This is a genomic window from Klebsiella michiganensis, from assembly GCF_015139575.1.
In the GTDB taxonomy this organism is placed as follows: Bacteria; Pseudomonadota; Gammaproteobacteria; order Enterobacterales; family Enterobacteriaceae; genus Klebsiella; species Klebsiella michiganensis.
The window spans coordinates 152,138-172,599 of the sequence record NZ_AP022547.1; the positions used below are offsets into that span (position 1 = coordinate 152,138).

The 20,462-nt window shown below is 57.9% G+C and carries 20 protein-coding genes; 11 read left to right on the forward strand and 9 right to left on the reverse strand.

Going from position 1 to position 20,462, the window contains the following annotated elements; all coding sequences use genetic code 11:
• Position 1: 1 nt before the first annotated feature.
• Complete coding sequence (gene gpmM, locus JLG71_RS00745; protein ID WP_200913936.1) at positions 2-1,546, reverse strand: 2,3-bisphosphoglycerate-independent phosphoglycerate mutase; 1,545 nt, start codon at positions 1,544-1,546, stop codon at positions 2-4.
• A 245-nt stretch (positions 1,547-1,791) separates the two neighbouring features.
• On the opposite strand from gpmM, the gene JLG71_RS00750 reads away from it, so the two are divergent.
• The 5 genes from JLG71_RS00750 (at position 1,792) to cysE (ending at position 5,031) form a co-directional block, all read left to right on the forward strand.
• Positions 1,792-2,223 carry a rhodanese-like domain-containing protein gene (locus JLG71_RS00750; protein WP_004126582.1) on the forward strand — a complete coding sequence of 144 codons (432 nt, stop codon included), beginning with the start codon at positions 1,792-1,794 and terminating at the stop codon, positions 2,221-2,223.
• Between the two features lie 111 nt (positions 2,224-2,334).
• The gene (grxC, locus tag JLG71_RS00755; protein WP_004106850.1) at positions 2,335-2,586 is read left to right on the forward strand and encodes a glutaredoxin 3; all 252 of its coding nucleotides are present in this window, start codon (positions 2,335-2,337) and stop codon (positions 2,584-2,586) included.
• A gap of 59 nt (positions 2,587-2,645) precedes the next feature.
• On the forward strand, positions 2,646-3,113 hold the full coding sequence (gene secB / locus JLG71_RS00760) for a protein-export chaperone SecB (protein WP_004106849.1): 468 nt from the start codon (positions 2,646-2,648) through the stop codon (positions 3,111-3,113).
• Complete coding sequence (gene gpsA, locus JLG71_RS00765; RefSeq protein ID WP_004855462.1) at positions 3,113-4,129, forward strand: NAD(P)H-dependent glycerol-3-phosphate dehydrogenase; 1,017 nt, start codon at positions 3,113-3,115, stop codon at positions 4,127-4,129. Before secB ends, gpsA begins: the two co-directional genes overlap by 1 nt.
• A gap of 80 nt (positions 4,130-4,209) precedes the next feature.
• Positions 4,210-5,031, forward strand: a complete 822-nt coding sequence (gene cysE / locus JLG71_RS00770) for a serine O-acetyltransferase (RefSeq protein ID WP_004106845.1) — start codon at positions 4,210-4,212, stop codon at positions 5,029-5,031.
• Positions 5,032-5,135: 104 nt separating this feature from the next.
• On the opposite strand, the gene trmL is transcribed toward cysE, so the two are convergent.
• The 5 genes from trmL to JLG71_RS00795 form a co-directional block, all read right to left on the reverse strand.
• Complete coding sequence (gene trmL, locus JLG71_RS00775) at positions 5,136-5,609, reverse strand: tRNA (uridine(34)/cytosine(34)/5-carboxymethylaminomethyluridine(34)-2'-O)-methyltransferase TrmL (RefSeq protein WP_014227233.1); 474 nt, start codon at positions 5,607-5,609, stop codon at positions 5,136-5,138.
• A gap of 126 nt (positions 5,610-5,735) precedes the next feature.
• A complete protein-coding gene (gene lldD, locus JLG71_RS00780; protein ID WP_025106767.1) occupies positions 5,736-6,971 on the reverse strand; it encodes an FMN-dependent L-lactate dehydrogenase LldD in 1,236 nt (411 codons plus the stop codon).
• Complete coding sequence (gene lldR, locus JLG71_RS00785) at positions 6,971-7,744, reverse strand: transcriptional regulator LldR (RefSeq protein ID WP_046876795.1); 774 nt, start codon at positions 7,742-7,744, stop codon at positions 6,971-6,973. The genes lldD and lldR overlap by 1 nt, the downstream gene beginning before the upstream one ends.
• Positions 7,741-9,396 carry an L-lactate permease gene (lldP, locus tag JLG71_RS00790; RefSeq protein ID WP_014227230.1) on the reverse strand — a complete coding sequence of 552 codons (1,656 nt, stop codon included), beginning with the start codon at positions 9,394-9,396 and terminating at the stop codon, positions 7,741-7,743. The genes lldR and lldP overlap by 4 nt, the downstream gene beginning before the upstream one ends.
• A gap of 352 nt (positions 9,397-9,748) precedes the next feature.
• Positions 9,749-10,111 (reverse strand): YibL family ribosome-associated protein, encoded by a 363-nt coding sequence (locus JLG71_RS00795; protein ID WP_014227229.1) that lies wholly within the window; start codon positions 10,109-10,111, stop codon positions 9,749-9,751.
• 275 nt (positions 10,112-10,386) lie between these two features.
• Between JLG71_RS00795 and JLG71_RS00800 the strand changes: the two genes are divergently transcribed.
• Entirely contained in the window at positions 10,387-10,611 is a 225-nt protein-coding gene (locus JLG71_RS00800) for a hypothetical protein (protein WP_004855451.1), read from the forward strand.
• Here the strand turns inward: JLG71_RS00800 and mtlR are convergent.
• The 3 genes from mtlR to mtlA all read right to left on the reverse strand — a co-directional run bounded on the left by mtlR (position 10,600) and on the right by mtlA (position 14,379).
• Complete coding sequence (gene mtlR, locus JLG71_RS00805; RefSeq protein WP_014227228.1) at positions 10,600-11,196, reverse strand: mannitol operon repressor MtlR; 597 nt, start codon at positions 11,194-11,196, stop codon at positions 10,600-10,602. The genes JLG71_RS00800 and mtlR overlap by 12 nt on opposite strands.
• Positions 11,193-12,341 carry a mannitol-1-phosphate 5-dehydrogenase gene (gene mtlD, locus JLG71_RS00810; protein ID WP_032751687.1) on the reverse strand — a complete coding sequence of 383 codons (1,149 nt, stop codon included), beginning with the start codon at positions 12,339-12,341 and terminating at the stop codon, positions 11,193-11,195. The genes mtlR and mtlD overlap by 4 nt, the downstream gene beginning before the upstream one ends.
• Before the next feature lie 127 nt (positions 12,342-12,468).
• A complete protein-coding gene (mtlA, locus tag JLG71_RS00815) occupies positions 12,469-14,379 on the reverse strand; it encodes a PTS mannitol transporter subunit IICBA (protein ID WP_004855446.1) in 1,911 nt (636 codons plus the stop codon).
• Positions 14,380-14,914: 535 nt separating this feature from the next.
• On the opposite strand from mtlA, the gene JLG71_RS00820 reads away from it, so the two are divergent.
• From JLG71_RS00820 to selB, 5 genes are all read left to right on the forward strand, one after another.
• A complete protein-coding gene (locus JLG71_RS00820) occupies positions 14,915-15,286 on the forward strand; it encodes a DUF3302 domain-containing protein (RefSeq protein WP_004855444.1) in 372 nt (123 codons plus the stop codon).
• 3 nt (positions 15,287-15,289) lie between these two features.
• Complete coding sequence (locus JLG71_RS00825) at positions 15,290-16,426, forward strand: HlyD family secretion protein (RefSeq protein WP_032692969.1); 1,137 nt, start codon at positions 15,290-15,292, stop codon at positions 16,424-16,426.
• A gap of 91 nt (positions 16,427-16,517) precedes the next feature.
• Positions 16,518-17,126 (forward strand): glutathione S-transferase, encoded by a 609-nt coding sequence (locus tag JLG71_RS00830; RefSeq protein ID WP_148842212.1) that lies wholly within the window; start codon positions 16,518-16,520, stop codon positions 17,124-17,126.
• Positions 17,127-17,221: 95 nt separating this feature from the next.
• Entirely contained in the window at positions 17,222-18,610 is a 1,389-nt protein-coding gene (selA, locus tag JLG71_RS00835; protein WP_038423854.1) for an L-seryl-tRNA(Sec) selenium transferase, read from the forward strand.
• On the forward strand, positions 18,607-20,448 hold the full coding sequence (gene selB / locus JLG71_RS00840) for a selenocysteine-specific translation elongation factor (protein ID WP_200913937.1): 1,842 nt from the start codon (positions 18,607-18,609) through the stop codon (positions 20,446-20,448). The genes selA and selB overlap by 4 nt, the downstream gene beginning before the upstream one ends.
• Positions 20,449-20,462 lie beyond the last annotated feature (14 nt).

A 20,462-nucleotide genomic window follows, 5' to 3' on the forward strand; every position in this document is an offset into this window, starting at 1 on the left:
ATTATTCCACGATGAACAGCGGCTTGCCAGTCATCTCTTGCGGGATTTCCATTCCCATCAGCGTCAGCATGGTCGGCGCGATGTCGGAAAGTTTGCCGCCGTTGACCGCTTTGACGTTTTTATCGCCAACGTAAATCAGCGGAACCGGCAGGTTGGTGTGCGCGGTGTGCGCCTGGCCGGTGGCCGGATCGCGCATCTGCTCGGCGTTGCCGTGGTCTGCGGTGATCAGCAGCTGTCCGCCAACGGATTCAACGGCTTTGCTCACCTGGTCGATGCAGTCATCCAGCGCTTCGACCGCTTTAACGGCGGCTTCCATTACGCCGGTGTGGCCAACCATATCGCCATTCGGGTAGTTACAGATGATGGTGTCGAACTGACCGCCCTTGATGGCGGCAACCAGTTTTTCGGTCAGCTCAGCGGAGCTCATTTCCGGCTGCAGATCGTAGGTGGCGACCTTCGGTGAATTGATCAGAATGCGCTCTTCGCCTTTGAACGGCTCTTCAACGCCGCCGTTGAAGAAGAAGGTTACGTGAGCGTATTTTTCAGTTTCGGAGATGCGCAGCTGGGTTTTGTCGTTCTTCGCCATCCATTCGCCGAAGGTGTTCACCAGAGATGCCGGCGGATAAGCGCAGGCGACTTTGATGTCCGCGGCGTACTCGGTTAGCATGACGAAATCGAGGTTCACCACTTTCTTACGGGCGAAGCCGTCGAAATCGGCGTTAACGAAGGCGCGGGTAATTTCGCGCGCGCGGTCGGCGCGGAAGTTCATGAAAATCAGCGTATCGCCGTCTTCCATCGCCGCATCGGCCTGGCCTTCAGCGCGAATAACGGTCGCTTTCACGAACTCATCGTTTTCATCGCGCGCATAAGCGGCCTGCAGGCCCGCAACGGCGGTATCGGCCTGGAACTCGCCTTTTGCCAGGGTCATCAGATCGTAAGCCTGCTCAACGCGGTCCCAACGGTTGTCGCGGTCCATGGCGTAGTAGCGGCCAACGATCGAGGCAACGCGGCCTTTGCCCAGCGCGGCAAATTTGTCTTCGAATTTCGCCAGCGTCTTTTCAGCGCTGCGCGGCGGAGTATCGCGGCCGTCGAGGAAGGCGTGCAGATAGATTTTATCCGCGCCGCGTTCGGCTGCCAGCTCAACCATCGCCATGATGTGGTCTTCGTGGCTGTGGACGCCGCCCGGAGACATCAGGCCCATGATATGCACGGCTTTGCCTGCGGCAACGGCTTTATCGACCGCACCGGTCAGTACCGGGTTGGCGAAGAAGGTACGTTCTTTGATTTCAACGTCCAGGCGGGTGAGATCCTGATACACGATACGGCCCGCGCCGAGGTTGACGTGGCCCACTTCGGAGTTGCCCATTTGACGATCCGGCAGACCGACTTCCAGGCCTGAAGCATCAATCAGGGTATGCGGACGTTTCGCCCACAGTGCGTCCATAACAGGGGTTTTGGCGCTGTAAATAGCGTTATCCTGCTGGTCTTCACGGTAGCCATAGCCATCCAGAATGACCAGTACCATAGGTTTTTTAGAAACCGACATTGCGACAACCTCATGCTCAAAGACAGAAAATTTGCGTAATTTTACTACAGCTGAATCGATCAAATCACCGTAAAAGATCAAAGAAAGAGGGCGGCCAGAGCGCATTGCCGCGGCGAGAGCGGTTTTTTTTCGTGACGGGCCGCAGAAAATACATTACATCGCGCTCACTGGCTGTATTTGCCGCAATGCACAGGTATACTCCTTCCCTGGTTTTTTTATCACTTAGTCGGGAGTTGTAACCCCCCATGCAAGAAATTATGCAATTCATCAGCCGTCACCCCGTCCTGAGCATCGCGTGGGTCGCGCTGCTGGTGGCGGTGCTGTTCACCACCTTTAAAGGGCTGATGTCGAAAGTTAAAGTCATCACCCGCGGTGAAGCGACGCGCCTGATCAACAAAGAAGATGCCGTGGTTGTCGATCTGCGTCAGCGTGACGATTTCCGTAAAGGCCACATTGCGGGTTCTATTAACCTGCTGCCGAGCGATATCAAAGCAAATAACGTCGGCGAGTTGGAAAAGCACAAAGCACAACCCATTATAGTGGTAGACGGCTCAGGTATGCAGGCGCAAGAACCCGCCAGCGCGCTGAACAAAGCCGGTTTTGAAAAGGTCTTCGTACTGAAAGAAGGCATCGCTGGCTGGAGCGGCGAGAACCTTCCGCTGGTACGCGGTAAATAATTTACCCGCGTCTTTATGGCGTAGCGCGGTTTTCCCTGCGGCGGCTATTCGTCAGCGGGAAAACAACGCCTGCGGCGTAAAACTCTCGGGGGTAAAAACAGGAGTGAAGTCATGGCCAATATTGATATCTATACCAAAGCGACCTGCCCGTTCTGCGTACGTGCAAAAGCGCTGCTGAACAGCAAGGGCGTGACGTTCAACGAGTTGCCTATCGATGGCGATGCTGCGAAGCGTGAAGAGATGATTCAGCGCAGCGGTCGAACGACGGTTCCGCAGATTTTTATTGATGCGCAGCACATTGGCGGCTGTGACGACTTGTACGCGCTTGATTCACGTGGTGGACTCGATCCCCTCCTGCGCTAATTTTTGCGCTCATCCCCATTGGACGGGCGTACTTAAGGACAACACGAAAGGGTTTTACTATGTCAGAACAAAATAGCACCGAAATGACTTTCCAGATTCAGCGCATCTACACCAAAGATATTTCTTTTGAAGCGCCGAACGCGCCGCAAGTTTTCCAGAAAGATTGGCAGCCGGAAGTTAAACTTGATCTGGATACCGCTTCCAGCCAGCTGGCTGAAGGCGTGTATGAAGTGGTGCTGCGCGTGACCGTAACCGCCTCTCTGGGCGAAGAAACCGCATTCCTGTGCGAAGTACAGCAGGGCGGTATTTTCTCCATCGAAGGCATCGACGGCACCCAGATGGCGCACTGCCTCGGCGCATACTGCCCGAACATTCTGTTCCCGTACGCGCGTGAGTGCATCACCAGCCTGGTTTCTCGCGGCACCTTCCCGCAACTGAACCTTGCGCCAGTGAACTTCGATGCGCTGTTTATGAACTATCTGCAGCAGCAGGCTGGCGAAGGTGCTGAACAACATCAGGATGCCTGATGAACGCGCTTAACGCTGCAATGACTGTGATCGGTGCCGGCTCTTACGGCACCGCTCTTGCCATCACCCTGGCAAGAAATGGCCACCACGTTGTGCTGTGGGGCCATGACCCGAAACATATTGCGACGCTGCAGCACGACCGCTGCAACGCCGCATTTCTTCCTGACGTTCCTTTCCCCGACACGCTGCATCTGGAAAGCGATCTGGCGACCGCGCTGGCGGCCAGCCGCGATATCCTCGTCGTCGTGCCGAGCCACGTTTTCGGCCAGGTGCTGCGGCAGATTAAACCGCTGATGCGCCCCGACGCTCGCCTGGTATGGGCGACGAAAGGTCTGGAAGCGGAAACCGGGCGCCTGCTGCAGGACGTGGCCCGTGAAGCGCTGGGCGACGCGATCCCCCTGGCGGTGATTTCCGGCCCGACCTTCGCGAAAGAGCTGGCGGCAGGCCTGCCGACGGCGATCTCGCTGGCGTCGACGGATCCGCAGTTCGCTGACGATTTGCAAAGCCTGCTGCACTGCGGCAAGAGCTTCCGCGTCTATATCAACCCGGACTTTATCGGCGTGCAGCTCGGCGGGGCGGTGAAAAACGTCATCGCTATCGGCGCCGGCATGTCTGACGGCATCGGCTTTGGCGCCAACGCGCGTACCGCGCTGATTACCCGCGGGCTGGTTGAGATGTCGCGCCTCGGGGAGGCCCTGGGCGCCGATCCGGAGACCTTTATGGGAATGGCGGGCTTAGGCGATCTGGTGCTCACCTGCACCGATAACCAGTCGCGTAACCGCCGCTTCGGCATGATGCTCGGTCAGGGCATGGATGTGCAAAGCGCGCAGGAGAAGATTGGCCAGGTGGTTGAAGGCTATCGCAATACCAAAGAGGTTCGCGTTCTGGCGCAGCGTTTAGGCGTCGAAATGCCAATAACCGAGGAAATTTATCAGGTATTGTATTGCGGAAAAATTGCGCGCGAGGCAGCATTGACCTTATTAGGTCGTGCACGCAAGGACGAGCGTAGCAACTAACTGCGATGGAACCTGGATCACCTGAATGACCCGGCCAGCAAAGAACTGGCCGGTCATTATTATATCGTCTGGAGTCAGCAATGCCGTGTGAAGAACTGGATATCGTCTGGAATAATATTAAAGCCGAAGCTCGGGCTTTAGCTGACTGTGAGCCAATGCTCGCCAGTTTTTACCACGCCACGCTACTCAAGCACGAAAATCTCGGCAGCGCCCTGAGCTATATGCTGGCGAATAAACTGGCTTCTCCGATCATGCCCGCCATCGCGATTCGTGAAGTGGTGGAAGAGGCCTACGCCGCCGACCCGGAAATGATTGCCTCCGCCGCCTGCGATATTCAGGCGGTGCGAACGCGCGACCCGGCGGTGGATAAATACTCCACCCCGCTGCTCTATCTGAAAGGATTCCACGCGCTGCAGGCCTATCGTATCGGCCACTGGCTGTGGAATCAGGGGCGTCGGGCGCTGGCGATCTTCCTGCAAAATCAGGTTTCCGTATCGTTCCAGGTGGATATCCACCCGGCGGCGAAGATTGGCCGCGGGATCATGCTGGACCACGCCACCGGCATCGTCGTCGGCGAAACGGCGGTGATTGAAGACGACGTATCGATTCTGCAATCCGTGACCCTGGGCGGTACCGGTAAAACCAGCGGCGATCGTCATCCGAAAATTCGCGAAGGGGTGATGATTGGCGCCGGGGCGAAAATCCTCGGCAATATCGAAGTCGGGCGCGGGGCAAAAATCGGCGCGGGTTCGGTGGTGCTACAGCCGGTGCCGCCGCATACTACCGCCGCAGGCGTTCCCGCCCGCATTGTGGGCAAGCCGGAGAGCGATAAGCCCGCGATGGATATGGATCAGCACTTTAACGGCATACACCATACCTTCGAGTACGGCGACGGTATTTGATTGATTTCCCGGAGGCGATGCTGCGCATCTGTCCGGGCTACAAAACCGAGCGCTGTCTGGTAGCCCGGACAGGCGCTACGCGCCGCCTCCGGGAGAAAGCGAGCTCAGCTGCGCAGCACCGCGCCGGGATAGCCCAGCTGGCGCCAGGCTTCATAGACCACCACCGACACCGCATTTGACAGGTTCATGCTGCGGCTGTCCGGCATCATCGGAATACGGATTTTTTGTTCTGCCGGCAGAGCATCAAGAATGCTGCCCGGCAGTCCGCGGGTTTCCGGGCCAAACAGCAGAAAATCGCCGTCCTGATAGCTTACCGCGCTGTGCGCCGGCGTGCCTTTGGTCGTCAGGGCGAACAGGCGCTGCGGCTTTGCGCTTTCAATAAAGGCGGCGTAATCACCATGGCGCTGGACGGCGGCAAACTCGTGGTAATCCAGACCTGCGCGGCGAAGACGCTTATCGTCCCAGGCAAAACCCATGGGTTCGATAATATGCAGATTGAAGCCGGTGTTGGCGCACAGGCGGATGATATTCCCGGTATTTGGCGGGATTTCTGGTTCGAATAAGACGATGTTAAGCATGCTGCCCCCTTAATTGCGGGGGGCAGAATAGCAGATATTTGGTTAACCCTCATCCCGCCCCTCTCCCGAAAAGGGGGCGGGAGAAAACCGGCGCCGGCCTGTGAGCCGGATGGCCTGATGAGGACGTTAACCCGCCTGCCGGACGGTTCCCTCTCCCTGTGGGAGAGGGTCAGGGATAACCGCCGCGTTTCCTGCTTTGATCGCATCAAAGGTCCGCAGCGCATCGGCGTTCTGGACTAAAGATTCACGGCTGATTTCGCCGATGGTTTTCGCGCCGGTCAGCGTCATCGCCACCTTCATCTCTTTCTCTATCAGGTTCAGCAGATTGGCGACGCCCTGTTTGCCGTGGGTGGCCAGCGCATACAGATAAGCCCGGCCCAGCAGCACGCTATCGGCGCCGAGGGCAATCATCCGCACCACATCAAGGCCGTTGCGAATACCGCTGTCGGCAAGAATTGTGATATCGCCTTTAACCGCGTCGGCAATCGCGGGCAGAGCGCGAGCGGAAGAGAGCACGCCGTCGAGCTGGCGGCCGCCGTGGTTGGAAACCACGATCCCGTCAGCGCCGAAGCGCACCGCATCGCGGGCGTCTTCCGGATCGAGGATCCCCTTGATCACCATCGGGCCGTCCCAAAAGTCGCGGATCCACTCAAGGTCTTTCCAGGAAATCGAAGGATCGAAGTTATTCGCCAGCCAGCCGATATAATCCTCCAGACCGGTCGGCTTGCCGAGGTAGGCGGAGATGTTGCCCAAATCGTGCGGACGGCCGTTTAACCCGACGTCCCATGCCCACTGCGGATGGGTCACCGCCTGCCAGTAGCGGCGCATTGCCGCGTTCGGGCCGCTCATCCCGGAGTGAGCATCGCGATAGCGCGCGCCGGGGGTCGGCATATCGACGGTAAAGACCAGCGTTGAACAGCCCGCCGCCTTCGCCCGCTCCAGCGCATTGCGCATAAAACCGCGGTCGCGCAGGACGTACAGCTGGAACCACATCGGGCGCTTAATGGTCGGGGCGACCTCTTCAATCGGGCAGACGGAAACGGTAGAGAGGGTAAACGGAATACCTTTTTCATCCGCCGCGCCGGCGGCCTGCACTTCACCGCGGCGGGCGTACATCCCGCACAGCCCAACCGGCGCCAGCGCCGTTGGCATCGCCAGCTTCTCGTTGAATAAGGTGGTTTCCAGGCTCAGGTCCGACATATTGCGCAGAATGCGCTGGCGGAGCGCGACGTCGGACAGGTCCTCAACGTTGCGGCGCAGGGTGTGCTCGGCGTAAGCGCCGCCGTCGATATAGTGGAACAGGAACGGTGGCAGGATACGCTGTGCGGCGGCGCGGTAGTCGCTGGCGGCGGAAATAATCATCACAAGTTCTCCCTGGAATTGTCGTTATGGTCACCGGGCAGGCGGGTAATTCGCGCCTGGCGGGCCTGGTCTTCATCAAAGCGTTTGATGGTGGCGTGAACAAAGCCCAAATGGGCCATCATCGCCTGTCTGGCACCTTCCGGGTCACCGGCGATAATCGCCTCCATGACCGCCTGGTGCTGTTCGGTCAGGCGAGCGAAGACCGGCGGGACGAGATACATCCGCTGGCGGCTCTCCTTGACTGAGGACTGTAAAAGGTCAAAAAAACCGCGCATGGTTTGTAGCAGCACCACGTTTTGCGACGCTTCGGCGATCGCCAGATGGAAGCGGACATCGGCCTGCGAGGCCAGGTCAGGGTCTTCGCTTTGGGTGGCTTCAAAGCAGAGGCGGATTTTCTCTTTTTCGGCATCGGTTGCCCGCATCGCCGCATGCCAGGCGGTACTGGCTTCGATGGCGTGACGGGCTTCGAGAATATCAAAGCTGTAATCGGGGTCGTCGGAGAGCAGCGTCTTCAGCGGTTGAACGATGTTTTGCTCCGACCACGCTTCGTGCTGCCAGCGCACGAAGGTGCCGCCGCCGCGACGGCTGAGCAGCACCCCTTCGTTGACCAGCATCGCCAGCGCTTCGCGCAGCGAATTGCGCGATACGCCCAGCTGCGCCGCCAGCTGACGTTCGGCGGGCAATCGCATGCCCGCCTCCAGCTTTTGTTCTTCAATCAGCGCCCGCACGCGACGGGCGACATCGTCGGCAAGGCGTTTTGGCATCACTATCACGGGATCATCCAGGTTAAGACATACGCCTGCAGCGTGGTGATAACGCCGACCATACAGGTGAAAATCAGGCTGTGTTTGACGGTAAAACGGAACAGATCGGACTCCTTACCTACCAGACCGACCGCCGCACAGGCGATGGCGATAGACTGCGGAGAGATCATTTTCCCGGTCACGCCGCCGGTGGTGTTCGCTGCGACCAGCAGGATATCGGAGACGCCAATCTGCTGGGCCGCCGTGGCCTGCAGCGCGGCAAAGAGCGCGTTAGACGAGGTATCCGAACCGGTCAGAAATACCCCCAGCCAGCCGAGGAACGGCGAGAAGAAGGTAAACGCATGACCGGTGTGCGCAAGCGCAAGCGCAAGCGTTGAGGATAGACCGGAATAGTTGGAAATAAAGGCGAACGCCAGCACCATGCCGATGGAGTAAATCGGCAGCGCCAGCTCTTTCAGCGTGCTGCCAAAGGTCGAGATCGCGTCTTTTGGCTTCATGCGCAGCCAGACGATGGAAAGCAGCGCGGCGAACAGGATGGCGGTGCCGGTGGCGGAGAGCCAGTCAAACTTATAGACCGCGGCGTACGGCGTGGCTTCGCTAACCACCGGCGGCATGCGGGCCACCATTTTGTCGAGGAACGGCACGGAAATATTAATCACAAAATCGTACATCGCGCCGCCGGGGGCGAAGAGCGCTTTGAACGGCGGCACGCTCCACAGGGTCACCGTCGCGGTCAGAAACAGGAACGGCGACCAGGCGCGAATCACCTGTCCCGGCGTGTAATGCGTGCGGGCCAGGTTCATATCGACCTGCGATGCGCCCATATCGCCGAAGCGGAAGATGCGTACCGGCTGCCAGCGTTTGAGGAACAGCGTCAGACAGACCAGCGATACCAGCGAAGAGATAATGTCCGGCAGCTCCGGGCCGAGGAAGTTAGAGCTGAGGTACTGAGCGATAGCAAAGGAGCCGCCGGCGACCATGACCGCAGGCCAGGTCTCTTTAATGCCGCGCCAGCCGTCCATAATCGCCATGATCCAGAACAGGACGATGATGGTCAGGAACGGCAGCTGACGGCCAACCATCTGGCCGATTTCGAAGCTGTCGAGGCCCGTCACCTGTCCGGCGACCAGAATCGGAATGCCCATCGCGCCAAACGCGACCGGCGCGGTGTTAACGATCAGACACAGGCCCGCCGCATACAGCGGGTTAAAGCCGAGCCCCACCAGCAGCGCTGCGGTGATGGCGACCGGCGCGCCAAAACCGGCGGCCCCTTCGAGGAACGCGCCGAAGGAGAAACCGACAATCAGCATTTGCAGACGCTGGTCCGGGGTGATCGACAAAATCGATGAGCGGATAATGTCGAACTGCCCGGTTTTCACCGAGATTTTATAGACGAAGACCGCGGCGATAATAATCCACGCGATTGGCCACAGGCCGTAGAAGAAGCCGTAGATGACGGAGGCCAGCGCGTGGTCAACCGGCATTTTGTAGAACAGCAGGGCGACGGAGAGCGCAATGAGCACGGTCCAGGTCGCGGCAACGTACCCTTTCAGCTTGAGCTTTATCAGGGCAAAAAAGAAAAACAGAATCGGTAGCGATGCGATAAGACTCGATAGCCAGATGTTGCCGGCCGGATCGTAATTTTGTTGCCAGAGGTTCATGCAGGTCTCCATCGGGCCGTTATGATGCCGTGCTGAGTCTTGCGCTCTTAGCAGGTCACATCATTTGTAAAATTGGCCCAGCCAAATTGCGATTGTAGGATTAACGACAACGAATGGTTAATCAAATGTTATTGATGAGCAATATGTCTGTGACGAAAAATGATGGATATGTGAACCATTGGACGATTTAAGAAAACATTGGTAGGGCCAATTAGTGGGGAATGACGTTTGAAACAGAGCCTGTCCCGGAGGCGATGCTGCGCATCTGTCCGGGCTACCCTCTCGCAGAGGGCTGTGAACCCGTAGCCCGGCTAAGCGTAGCGCGAGCCGGGAGATTCACGGGATGAAGATATCAGAACGCGGTTTTTGAGAAGCCGGTCATCTCTTTGAGGCCCATTTCGCGGCCCAGCGCGGTCATCGGGTGGACAACAACCAGACCGCGTACGCTTTTCTTGAGCTTACCCATATCGGCCTGCTCTTTTTTGGTGATGGCGCGGCGATGCGGCATGCTCATCAGCTTTTGCGCTTCTTTGCTCAGCTTCTGGCCCTGAACCTCACGCAGGCGAACGAGTTCCGTCTCAATGGTGGCTTTCTCTTTTTCCAGCTCGGCGTATTTTTCTGCGGCGTCGACCAGGGACAGGTCGGCCTGCTGATGATGGATAGCGTCAAGACGATCGCTCAGACGTTTAATTTCGTTTTTTTCGACTTCTTTCATGGTGGCTTAATCTATTAAGAAAGGGGCGTTATCAGACTATAGTATGTGCTGTCGCTTGGGTTGTGGGTAGTTATTTATCAAAACGTCGCCGTTTTTTGCTCATAACAACCGCAGCGGCATATTATAACTTATTGAACATAAAAATCATTTTAACCCAGAGTTGGCGAATATTCATTTCTGTGAAGCCTGACGGCCATTCAGCACGTTTTCCTCATCTGAAACCCTGTTTTTGGCTAATCCTTAATAGGATCATTCCCCCAAAAGAGGAGAGCGTGATGGCGAAAATAGGCGACAGCGTACCGCGCATTATTGATAAAGCCGTAGATTTTATGGCTTCAAGTCAGGCTTTTATGGAATATCTAAAAAAATCTCCGCGTTTGCAGCATATACCGCCGGATATCCCGGCAGATAAAGAAGCGCTATTTCTGCGGCGTCTTGAGTATTATCGTCAGCTTTATCGGCCGACGTGCGACCAGCAAGAGCCAGAATCAGAGCGTTGATTTTTGAAAGGCTTTTTTTAAGCTGATTTTAGAAATCAGCTCGGTCAGAGATAGCATCATTGTGGAACGTACGACCTGCTGGTAGCGCAGCTTTTGCATTGCCAGCAGTTCAGCATCGCTCTCATCAAATTGCGGCGTGGGCGGCAGGGCGGCGACGCAGTGCAGCTCGCCGAACGGTCCGAGGATCTCATCGTCGGTAAAGCTATACTCATTACCGTCGTGATTCAGCTCTTCGCGCAGGGCCATCAGCAGTTCAGCGTCTTCATATTCGGCGCGGCTAATCACCCCAAGGCCGTAAATCAGCTTCAGGCGTACAGAAAGGTCGCCAAGCGGCCCGTCGCCGTCCAGCAACGGCTCCACTGCGTATTTCACCGCGTAGTCGTCTTTACGGAATACCTGAAGCACCAGAATATTGACCGCTTCCGTCAGCAGTTCAACGGTGGCGATCAGGAAGCTTCTTACGGTTTTGCCAGCATTCAGACGTTCAAGCACACGGTTTTCAAATGCCTGTGTTTCTTCCATTATTGCCTGCATATCTGACATGAGTAATGGGCGCGGTTCTGACCGCGCCAGGTCTTGCCTCATTTGGTGGCGTTATAGTCGTTAACGGCTTCCGCCACCACTTCGCTTGCTGCGTCCAGACCCGAAATCTGCGCCAGCGCGGCCTGGGGGCCTTTCTCGGCAATCAGCGCCGCCAGTTCCTGCGCCTGCGGGTCTTCTTCGCTGCGGAAGTGCATGGCAGCGGCGATCCCTTTCACCAGATTGCGGTGCGGCAGGCCGTATTCCAGCGTACCGAGCAGCGGCTTAATTAAGCGGTCGCCCGCGCTCAGTTTGCGCAGCGGCTGGCGGCCAACGCGCTCAACGTCATCCTTCAGATACGGGTTCTCAAAACGACCGATAATTTTCTGGATGTAAGCGGCGTGCTTTTGCGCATCAAAGGCATAGCGTTTGATCAGCACCGCGCCGCTCTCTTCCATGGCGCCTTTGACCACGGCGCGAATGTGCTCATCAAGAATCGCGTCGCGAATCGTCTGATGACCCGCCAGTTTTCCGAGGTAGGCGGTTATAGCATGTCCGGTGTTTAAGGTGAATAGCTTACGTTCGACAAATGCCATCAGGTTATCGGTTAATTCCATACCTGGGATGTTCGGCAGTTCGCCTTTGAACTGGGTCTTATCGACAATCCACTCGCTGAAGGTTTCCACGGTGACTTCCAGCGGATCGTGAGTGGCGGAAGCCGACGGCGGAACGATGCGGTCAACGGCGGAATCAACGAAGCCGACGTTGGCTTCAACCCAGGCTTTGTCTTCTTCGGCGAGGGCGTTAAAAACGTGACCCTTCAGCTGGGTGGTGCCGCGGACCATGTTCTCGCAGGCGATGATATTCAGCGGGGCGGTAATCCCCTGCGCCTTACGTTTGGCCAGGCCTTTGGCAATCGCCGGGGCGATGCGTTCCAGCACGACCGGGCCGACGGCGGTGGTCACCAGATCCACGCTGGCAATCAGCTCTACAACTTCGTCGCCGATGCTGCTGACGGCGTCAACGCCGGAAACGGTATCGACCTGCTCATTCTCGCCGACCACGTGAACCTGGTAGCTATGACGGGCATTCAGGGCATCGAGCACGACCTGATTTACATCCGCAAACGTCAGCTGTATCCCCGCGTCCGCCAGCAGTTTGCCGATAAAGCCACGACCGATATTACCTGCGCCAAAATGTAATGCTTTCATAGTATTAACCTTCAATTAATGTTTTTACCTGAGAGGGCTGGGGTCAGGCGTTTCCCTCACCCCAACCCTCTCTCCCCACGCGTAAGGAGAGAGGGGGGCGTTGCCCGGCGCACCGCCGGGTGACGGATTACGCTTTCAGCAGCGTCAGAACTTCTTCAACGCTGGTGGTTTTTGCCAGACGCTCAATGACCGATTCATCGTCCAGCGCGTTGGTCAGGCTGGTAATCACCTGGATATGCTCGTTATTACGCGCGGCAATACCGATAACCAGGCGAGCCACCTCGTCCTCTTCTTCGCCGAAGCGTACGCCTTCCGGGTACTGGCAGAAGACGATGCCGGTTTTCAGAACGCGATCTTTGGCTTCGATAGTGCCGTGCGGGACCGCGATGGACTCACCCAGATAGGTGGAGGTCAGCTTTTCACGGTCCAGCATCGCCTGGACGTATTCCGGCTCAACGTAGCCGCCTTTCACCAGCTGCTCGCCGGCAAACAGAATCGCTTCTTCTTTGGTCGCCGCTTTACGACCGAGGAAGATGTTTTCCGCGCCGAGTTTGAACAGATTGGTGTCAGACGCGTCGAAGCTGTCTTTCAGGCTGTCGCGGACTTTCTCTTCGTTATCCGTGTGGCGCTGCGCCGAAACCAGACGTTCGGTCAGGCTGGTGTACAGGCCGCTGTCGAGGAAGTTGGTCAGCGAAATATGCTGCGCCTGCGGCACCTGACGCATCGCACGCTCGGTCAGGTCGCGGTGGGTGATGACCAGGTCAACATCCGGCGGCAGGTTGTTGATCGCACTGTTAGTCACGGAGATGTTGCTCAGCCCGGCATCCTGCACTTTTTTACGCAGCACGCCTGCGCCCATCGCGCTGGAGCCCATACCGGCGTCGCAGGCGACGATGATTTTACGCACGTGGCTCAGGTCGTTCGCGACATCGCCAGCGGCCAGCGGCGTGGCGCCGCCTTTGGACTGCGCTTTCATATCCTGCATGCGACGGGTCGCGGCTTCGATATCATCTTCTTCTTTAACTTTGCTGGTTTTCAGCAGCACGGCTGCGACCACGAAGGAGACGGCCATCGCCGCAATAATCGCCGCGATGTTAGCAAAGTAAGCGCCTTTCGGCGTCATCGCCAGCACGGCGAGGATAGAACCCGGAGAGGCCGGAGAGACCAGCCCGCCGTTGAGGATAGTCAGGGTGAATACGCCGGTCATCCCACCGAGGATAACGGCCAGAATCAGACGCGGGTTCATCAGCACGTACGGGAAGTAAATCTCGTGAATACCGCCGAGGAAGTGGATGATTGCCGCACCGCCTGCAGACTGTTTCGCGCTGCCGCGGCCGAAGAACATATACGCCAGCAGGACGCCCATCCCCGGACCCGGGTTAGCTTCAATCAGGAAGAAGATGGATTTGCCCAGCTCGTGGGATTGCTGAATACCCAGCGGCGAGAAAATGCCGTGGTTAATGGCGTTGTTGAGGAACAGGATTTTCGCCGGTTCAACAAAGATAGAGGCCAGCGGCAGCATCTCGTGCGCCACCATGAAGTTAACGCCTGCGGCCAGAATTTTCGACAGGACTTCAACCGCCGGGCCAATGCCGAGGAACGCCAGAATGGCGAGGATCATACCGATGATGCCCGCGGAGAAGTTATTCACCAGCATCTCAAAACCGGATTTGATCTTACCGTCTACCCAGACGTCGAATTTTTTAATTGCCCAGCCGCCCAGCGGACCGGCGATCATGGAGCCGAGGAACATCGGCATATCCGCGCCGACGATAACGCCCATGGTGGTAATCGCGCCGACCACGCCGCCGCGCTCGCCGCCAACCAGCTTACCGCCGGTATAACCGATCAGCAGCGGCAGCAGATAGGTGATCATCGGACCGACCAGCTTCGCCAGCGTTTCGTTCGGTAACCATCCTGTCGGAATGAATAGTGCGGTGATAATACCCCACGCGATAAACGCGCCGATATTTGGCATCACCATATTGCTGAGGAAACGACCAAAGCTTTGCACTTTGATCTTGATATCGGATGACATAAAACACCCCTTCTTCTGTTTTTGCTATCGGCAGGCTGAAAGCCCGAGGCTTGTTGTTAATAAGGCGGCAGAGGTAGCCGGGCCCTGAGTGATAGTGCGAAATCTGGCACTGAATCGTTAAGCTGTCCAGTCGGTGGATTTTTATGTGATTTAGATCACATGAATATAGGGCGATGATGGTCTTTTGTAGTGATCTCCATCACAAAATGGATGTGTAAAAAAACAACAGACCGGGTTTTAAGGGGGGATAATGCATTTTTATGTGATGAAAATCACAAATTTACTTTGACGTTTTGTTATTTGTTTGTGATGTTCGTCACAAAATATTTTCACCAGGATTTAGCCCGGTGTGATCTCGCGCAGGTTATGCCGCGTTCCGCTTGCTGATACGTCACTCAGCAACGCAATTGCTTAAAGAACATTTTAGTCGTCAATGGCGAAAATGATACGGGTGAATTATGCTCATTTTGTCGGCCCTTTTTTGATCCGGCCCGGCACACATCCTGAAAATAATTAGCGTAAATCCGAGGAAATTATGTTTCTCAATTATTTTGCGCTCGGCGTTCTGATCTTTGTATTTCTGGTGATTTTTTATGGAATCATCATTCTCCATGATATTCCTTACCTGATCGCGAAGAAACGTAATCACCCGCATGCCGATGCGATTCACGTCGCGGGCTGGGTGAGCCTTTTTACGCTGCACGTCATTTGGCCGTTTTTATGGATTTGGGCCACGCTTTACCGGCCAGAACGCGGCTGGGGTATGCAGCATCGGCGGGACGAGACGCCGTCTGAGGCGGCGGAAGAGGGGGACGACATCAGCGAACTGCGCCAGCGGGTTATCGCGCTCGAGCAGCAAATAACCGGTCTCAGACCGTCAGCTCAACCTCCTTCGGTGGAGAAATAACTCATGGATCTGCTGATTATTTTGACCTATGTGGCGATTGCCTGGTCGATATTTAAAATATTTAAGATCCCGGTAAATAAATGGACGGTTCCCACCGCGGCGCTGGGCGGCGTATTTATTGTTAGCGCGCTTATCTTATTAATGAACTACAACCATCCGTATACCTTTACCGCGCAAAAAGCGGTTATTTCTATTCCTATTACGCCGCAGGTTACCGGGGTGGTCAGCAGCGTCACGGATAAAGCAAATCAACGGGTTAAAAAGGGCGAGGTGCTGTTTACCATCGATCCGGTGCGTTATCAGGCGCGGGTGGACCGGCTACAGGCCGACCTTGTTACCGCGCTGCACAGTATCAATACCCTTAAAGCCCAGCTTTCTGAGGCTCAGGCCAACACCACGCGCGTTTCGGCGGAGCGCGACCGTCTGTATAAGGATTATCAGCGCTACCTGAAAGGAAGCCAGGCGCGGGTCAATCCGTTTTCGGAAAGCGATATCGATAATGCCCGGCAAAACTACCTCGCCCAGGATGCGATGGTGAAAGGATCGGTGGCGGAGCAGGCGCAAATTCAGAGCCAGTTGGACAGCATGATAAACGGCGAACAGTCGCAGGTGGTAAGCCTGCGCGCGCAGCTGGCGGAGGCGAAATATAACCTCGAGCAGACGACCGTACGCGCGCCCAGCGACGGGTATATCACCCAGGTGTTAATTCGTCCTGGGACCTATGCCGCCTCGCTGCCGCTGCGTCCGGTGATGGTCTTTATCCCCCAGCAAAAACGGCTGATTGTGGCGCAGTTCCGGCAAAATTCGCTGCTCAGGCTGGAGAAGGGCGACGATGCTGAAGCGGTGTTCAACGCGCTGCCGGGACAGGTCTTTCGCGGCAAGCTGGTGAGCATCCTGCCAGTCGTGCCGGGGGGAACATACCAGGCGCAGGGCACGCTGCAGGCGCTGACGGTGACGCCGGGCACCGACGGCGTGCTGGCGACCATTGAGCTGGAGCCCGATGCCGCCGTAGACGCCCTGCCTGACGGCATTTACGCCCAGGTGGCGGTCTACTCCGATCATTTCACCCACGTTTCGGTGATGCGCAAGGTGCTGCTGCGGATGACCAGCTGGATGCACTATCTCTATCTGGACCATTAGCGGGGTCGGTCCGGCATGAGGTGATTTCTCTCTCTGCTATTTGCCTGCGCCTGCGCCATACTTACTACTTTGTTGGCGAAAGGAGCAGGCAATGAAACTGATCGGCAGCTACACCAGTCCCTTTGTGCGCAAAATTTCCGTCATACTGCTGGAAAAAGCGATTCCCTTCGAGTTCGTCAACGAATTCCCTTACCACGAGACCAACGGCGTGGAGCAGTACAATCCGCTGGGAAAAGTCCCCGCGCTGCTCACCGACGACGGTGAATGCTGGTACGACTCGCCCATTATTGCGCAATATCTGGAGCTGCTCGGCATCGCGCCGGATATGCTGCCTGCGGCGCCGAAGGCTGCGCTGAAATTGCGTCAAATTGAAGCGCTGGCTGATGGCGTGATGGAGGCTGCGCAAACGCTGGTACGGGAGAAAACGCGCCCGGCGGCCCAGCAGTCGGAAAGCGAACTGCTGCGCCAGCGTGAAAAAATTGCGCGCGGGCTTGATGCGCTGGAAGGGTATGCCAGTGACGGGACATTACGTCCTGATGAGGTCAATCTGGCAACCATTTCCGCAGCCTGCGCCATTGCTTATCTCAATTTCCGCCGCGTCGCGCCGGGCTGGTGCGCCACCCGACCGAAGCTGGTTCGCCTGGTGGATTCCCTCTTTCAGCGCGCCAGCTTTGCGCGCACTGAACCGCCGGTGAGTTGACCCAGACAGGTAACAGTTTTTGCGCGGAGGCATTACAATTGCTGCTCATTTGTTGACTCCCTCTCCCGTCGGGAGGGGGGAAAATAGGTTCATTCATGACTAGCGAAATTCGTGCGCTTTATACCCGGCTTCCGGCCATCGACCGTTTACTCCGCGACCCCGCATTTTCACCTCTGTTGATGCAATACGGTCACGCCCAGACGGTGGCGCAGCTGCGTCAGATGCTGGACGAGGCGCGGGAATACATCCGCCTGAACCAGGCGCTGCCGGACTGGTGCGAAGCGTGGCTAATGGAGACCTCGCGTCGTTTGACGCAGCGACAGCAGAGCGCGCTGCGCCCGGTGTTCAACCTGACCGGTACCGTGCTGCACACCAACCTTGGGCGGGCGATTCAGGCGGAAGCGGCGATAGAGGCGGTGACCCAGGCGATGCGCGCGCCGGTGACGCTGGAATACGATCTTGACGATGCCGGACGCGGCCACCGCGATCGCGCGCTGGCCGACTTGCTTTGCCAGATCACCGGCGCGGAAGACGCCTGTATCGTCAACAATAACGCGGCGGCGGTGCTGCTGATGCTGGCGGCAACCGCCGGCGGCAGTGAGGTGGTGGTGTCGCGCGGCGAGCTGGTGGAGATCGGCGGCGCGTTTCGTATTCCCGACGTGATGCGCCAGGCGGGCTGCGTTCTGCATGAAGTCGGGACCACCAACCGCACCCACGCGAAAGATTATCGTCAGGCGGTGAATGACAATACCGGCCTGCTGATGAAGGTGCACACCAGCAACTACAGTATTGAGGGCTTTACTAAAGCGGTCGATGAAGCGGCGCTGGCGGAGATTGGCCGCGAACTCAATATCCCGGTGGTGGCCGATCTCGGCAGCGGCTCGCTGGTGGATTTAAGCCAGTACGGCCTGCCGAAAGAGCCGATGCCGCAGGAGATGATTGCCGCAGGCGTCAGCCTGGTGAGCTTCTCCGGCGATAAACTGCTGGGCGGCCCGCAGGCGGGAATTATCGTCGGTAAAAAAGCGCTGATCGCGCGTTTGCAGAGCCATCCGCTTAAGCGCGCCCTGCGGGCGGATAAAATGACCCTCGCGGCGCTGGAGGCCACGCTGCGCCTCTATCTGCATCCGGAAAAGCTGGCCGCTGAACTGCCGACCCTGCGTCTGCTGACTCGCCAGGCGGACGAGATCCGCCTGCAGGGCGAGCGCATGCGGGCCGCGCTGGCTGCACATTATGCTGATTTTGACCTGCGGGTCGAGCCATGCCTGTCGCAGATCGGCAGCGGCTCGCTGCCGGTGGACCGCTTGCCCAGCGCGGCGTTGACGTTGACTCCGCGCGATGGGCGCGGCAGTCGGCTGGAAGCTCTGGCGGCACGCTGGCGTCAGTTGCCCGTGCCGGTTATTGGCAGGATCTACGATGGCCGCCTGTGGCTGGACCTGCGCTGTCTTGAGGATGAATCCCGGTTTATGGAGATGTTATTGAGATGATTATTGCCACCGCCGGACACGTTGACCACGGCAAAACCACGCTGCTGCAGGCGATTACCGGTATCAACGCCGATCGCCTGCCGGAAGAGAAAGCGCGCGGGATGACTATCGACCTCGGCTACGCCTACTGGCCGCAGCCCGACGGGCGGGTGCTGGGTTTTATCGACGTTCCCGGCCACGAAAAGTTTTTGTCCAATATGCTGGCCGGCGTCGGCGGTATCGATCACGCGCTGCTGGTGGTGGCCTGCGATGATGGCGTGATGGCGCAAACCCGCGAACATCTGGCGATCCTCCAGCTTACCGGGCAGCCAACGCTAACCGTGGCGCTGACCAAAGCGGACCGCGTAGAAGCGGCGCGGATTGAGGAGGTGGAGGCGGAAATCGACGCGGTGCTGGCGGAGTTCGGCTTTACCGGCGCGACCCTGTTTGCCGTCGCGGCGACGGAAGGACGGGGCATCGCAGAGCTGCGCGAACATCTCCTGCAGCTCTCCGCGCGCCCGCGCCCGCAGCATCAGCGCTTTCGCCTGGCCATCGACCGGGCATTTACCGTCAAAGGCGCGGGGCTGGTGGTTACCGGGACCGCGTTATCCGGCGAGGTCAACGTTGGCGATACGCTGTGGCTGACCGGCGTGGATAAACCGATGCGCGTGCGCGGTTTGCACGCGCAGAATCAGCCGGTTGAGCAGGCCTGGGCCGGCCAGCGCATTGCCCTGAATATTGCCGGCGATGCGCAAAAAGAGGAGCTCAACCGCGGCGACTGGCTGCTGGCGGTACCGCCGCCGGAAGCCTCTGAGCGGGTCATCGTTGAACTGCAGTGCCATACGCCGCTTAGCCAGTGGCAGCCGCTGCATATCCACCACGCCGCCAGCCATATTACCGGCCGCGTGTCGCTGCTCGAAGGCGCGCTGGCGGAGCTGGTTCTCGATACGCCGCTGCGGCTGGCGGATAACGACCGTCTGGTGCTGCGTGATATTTCCGCGCGCCTGACGCTGGCCGGTGCGCGAGTGGTGACCCTCAATCCGCCGCGCCGGGGCAAGCGTAAGCCGGAGTATTTACAGTGGCTGCACGCGCTGGCCGCCGCGCAGGGCGATGACGTCCAGGCGCTGGATATTCACCTTCAGCGCGATGCGGTGCGCCTCGATGATTTCGCCTGGGCGCGTCAGCTCAGCCGCGATGGCCTCAACGCGCTGATTCACCGCCCTGACTATCTGCAGGCGGGAAATAGCCTGCTGAGCGCCCCGCTCGCCGCGCGCTGGCAGCGGAAGCTGCTCGATGCCCTGGCGCGCTATCACGATCAGCATCGCGATGAGCCAGGACCGGGCCGCGAACGCCTGCGGCGTATTGCGCTGCCGATGGAAGATGAAGCGCTGGTACTGCTGTTGATTGAACAGATGCGCGAAAGCGGCATTGTTCACAGCCACCACGGCTGGCTGCATCTGCCGGAGCATAAAGCGGGCTTTACCGACGAGCAGCAGGCCATCTGGCAGCGGGTTGCCGGGCTGTTTGCCGATGAGCCATGGTGGGTGCGCGATCTGGCGCGGGAAGCCAACGTAGAAGAGTCGTTAATGCGGGCGGTATTACGCCAGGCGGCGCAGCAGGGGATGATTACCTCGATCGTGAAAGATCGCTACTATCGCAACGATCGGATTGTGGCGTTTGCCAAAATGATCCGCGATCTGGATCTGGAAAGGGGCTCAACCTGCGCGGCGGATTTCCGCGATACGCTGAACGTCGGGCGCAAGCTGGCGATTCAGATCCTCGAATATTTCGACCGCATCGGTTTTACCCGCCGTCGCGGCAACGATCATATTCTGCGCGATAAGGCCTTGTTCCTTTAGCATAAGCAGGTTGT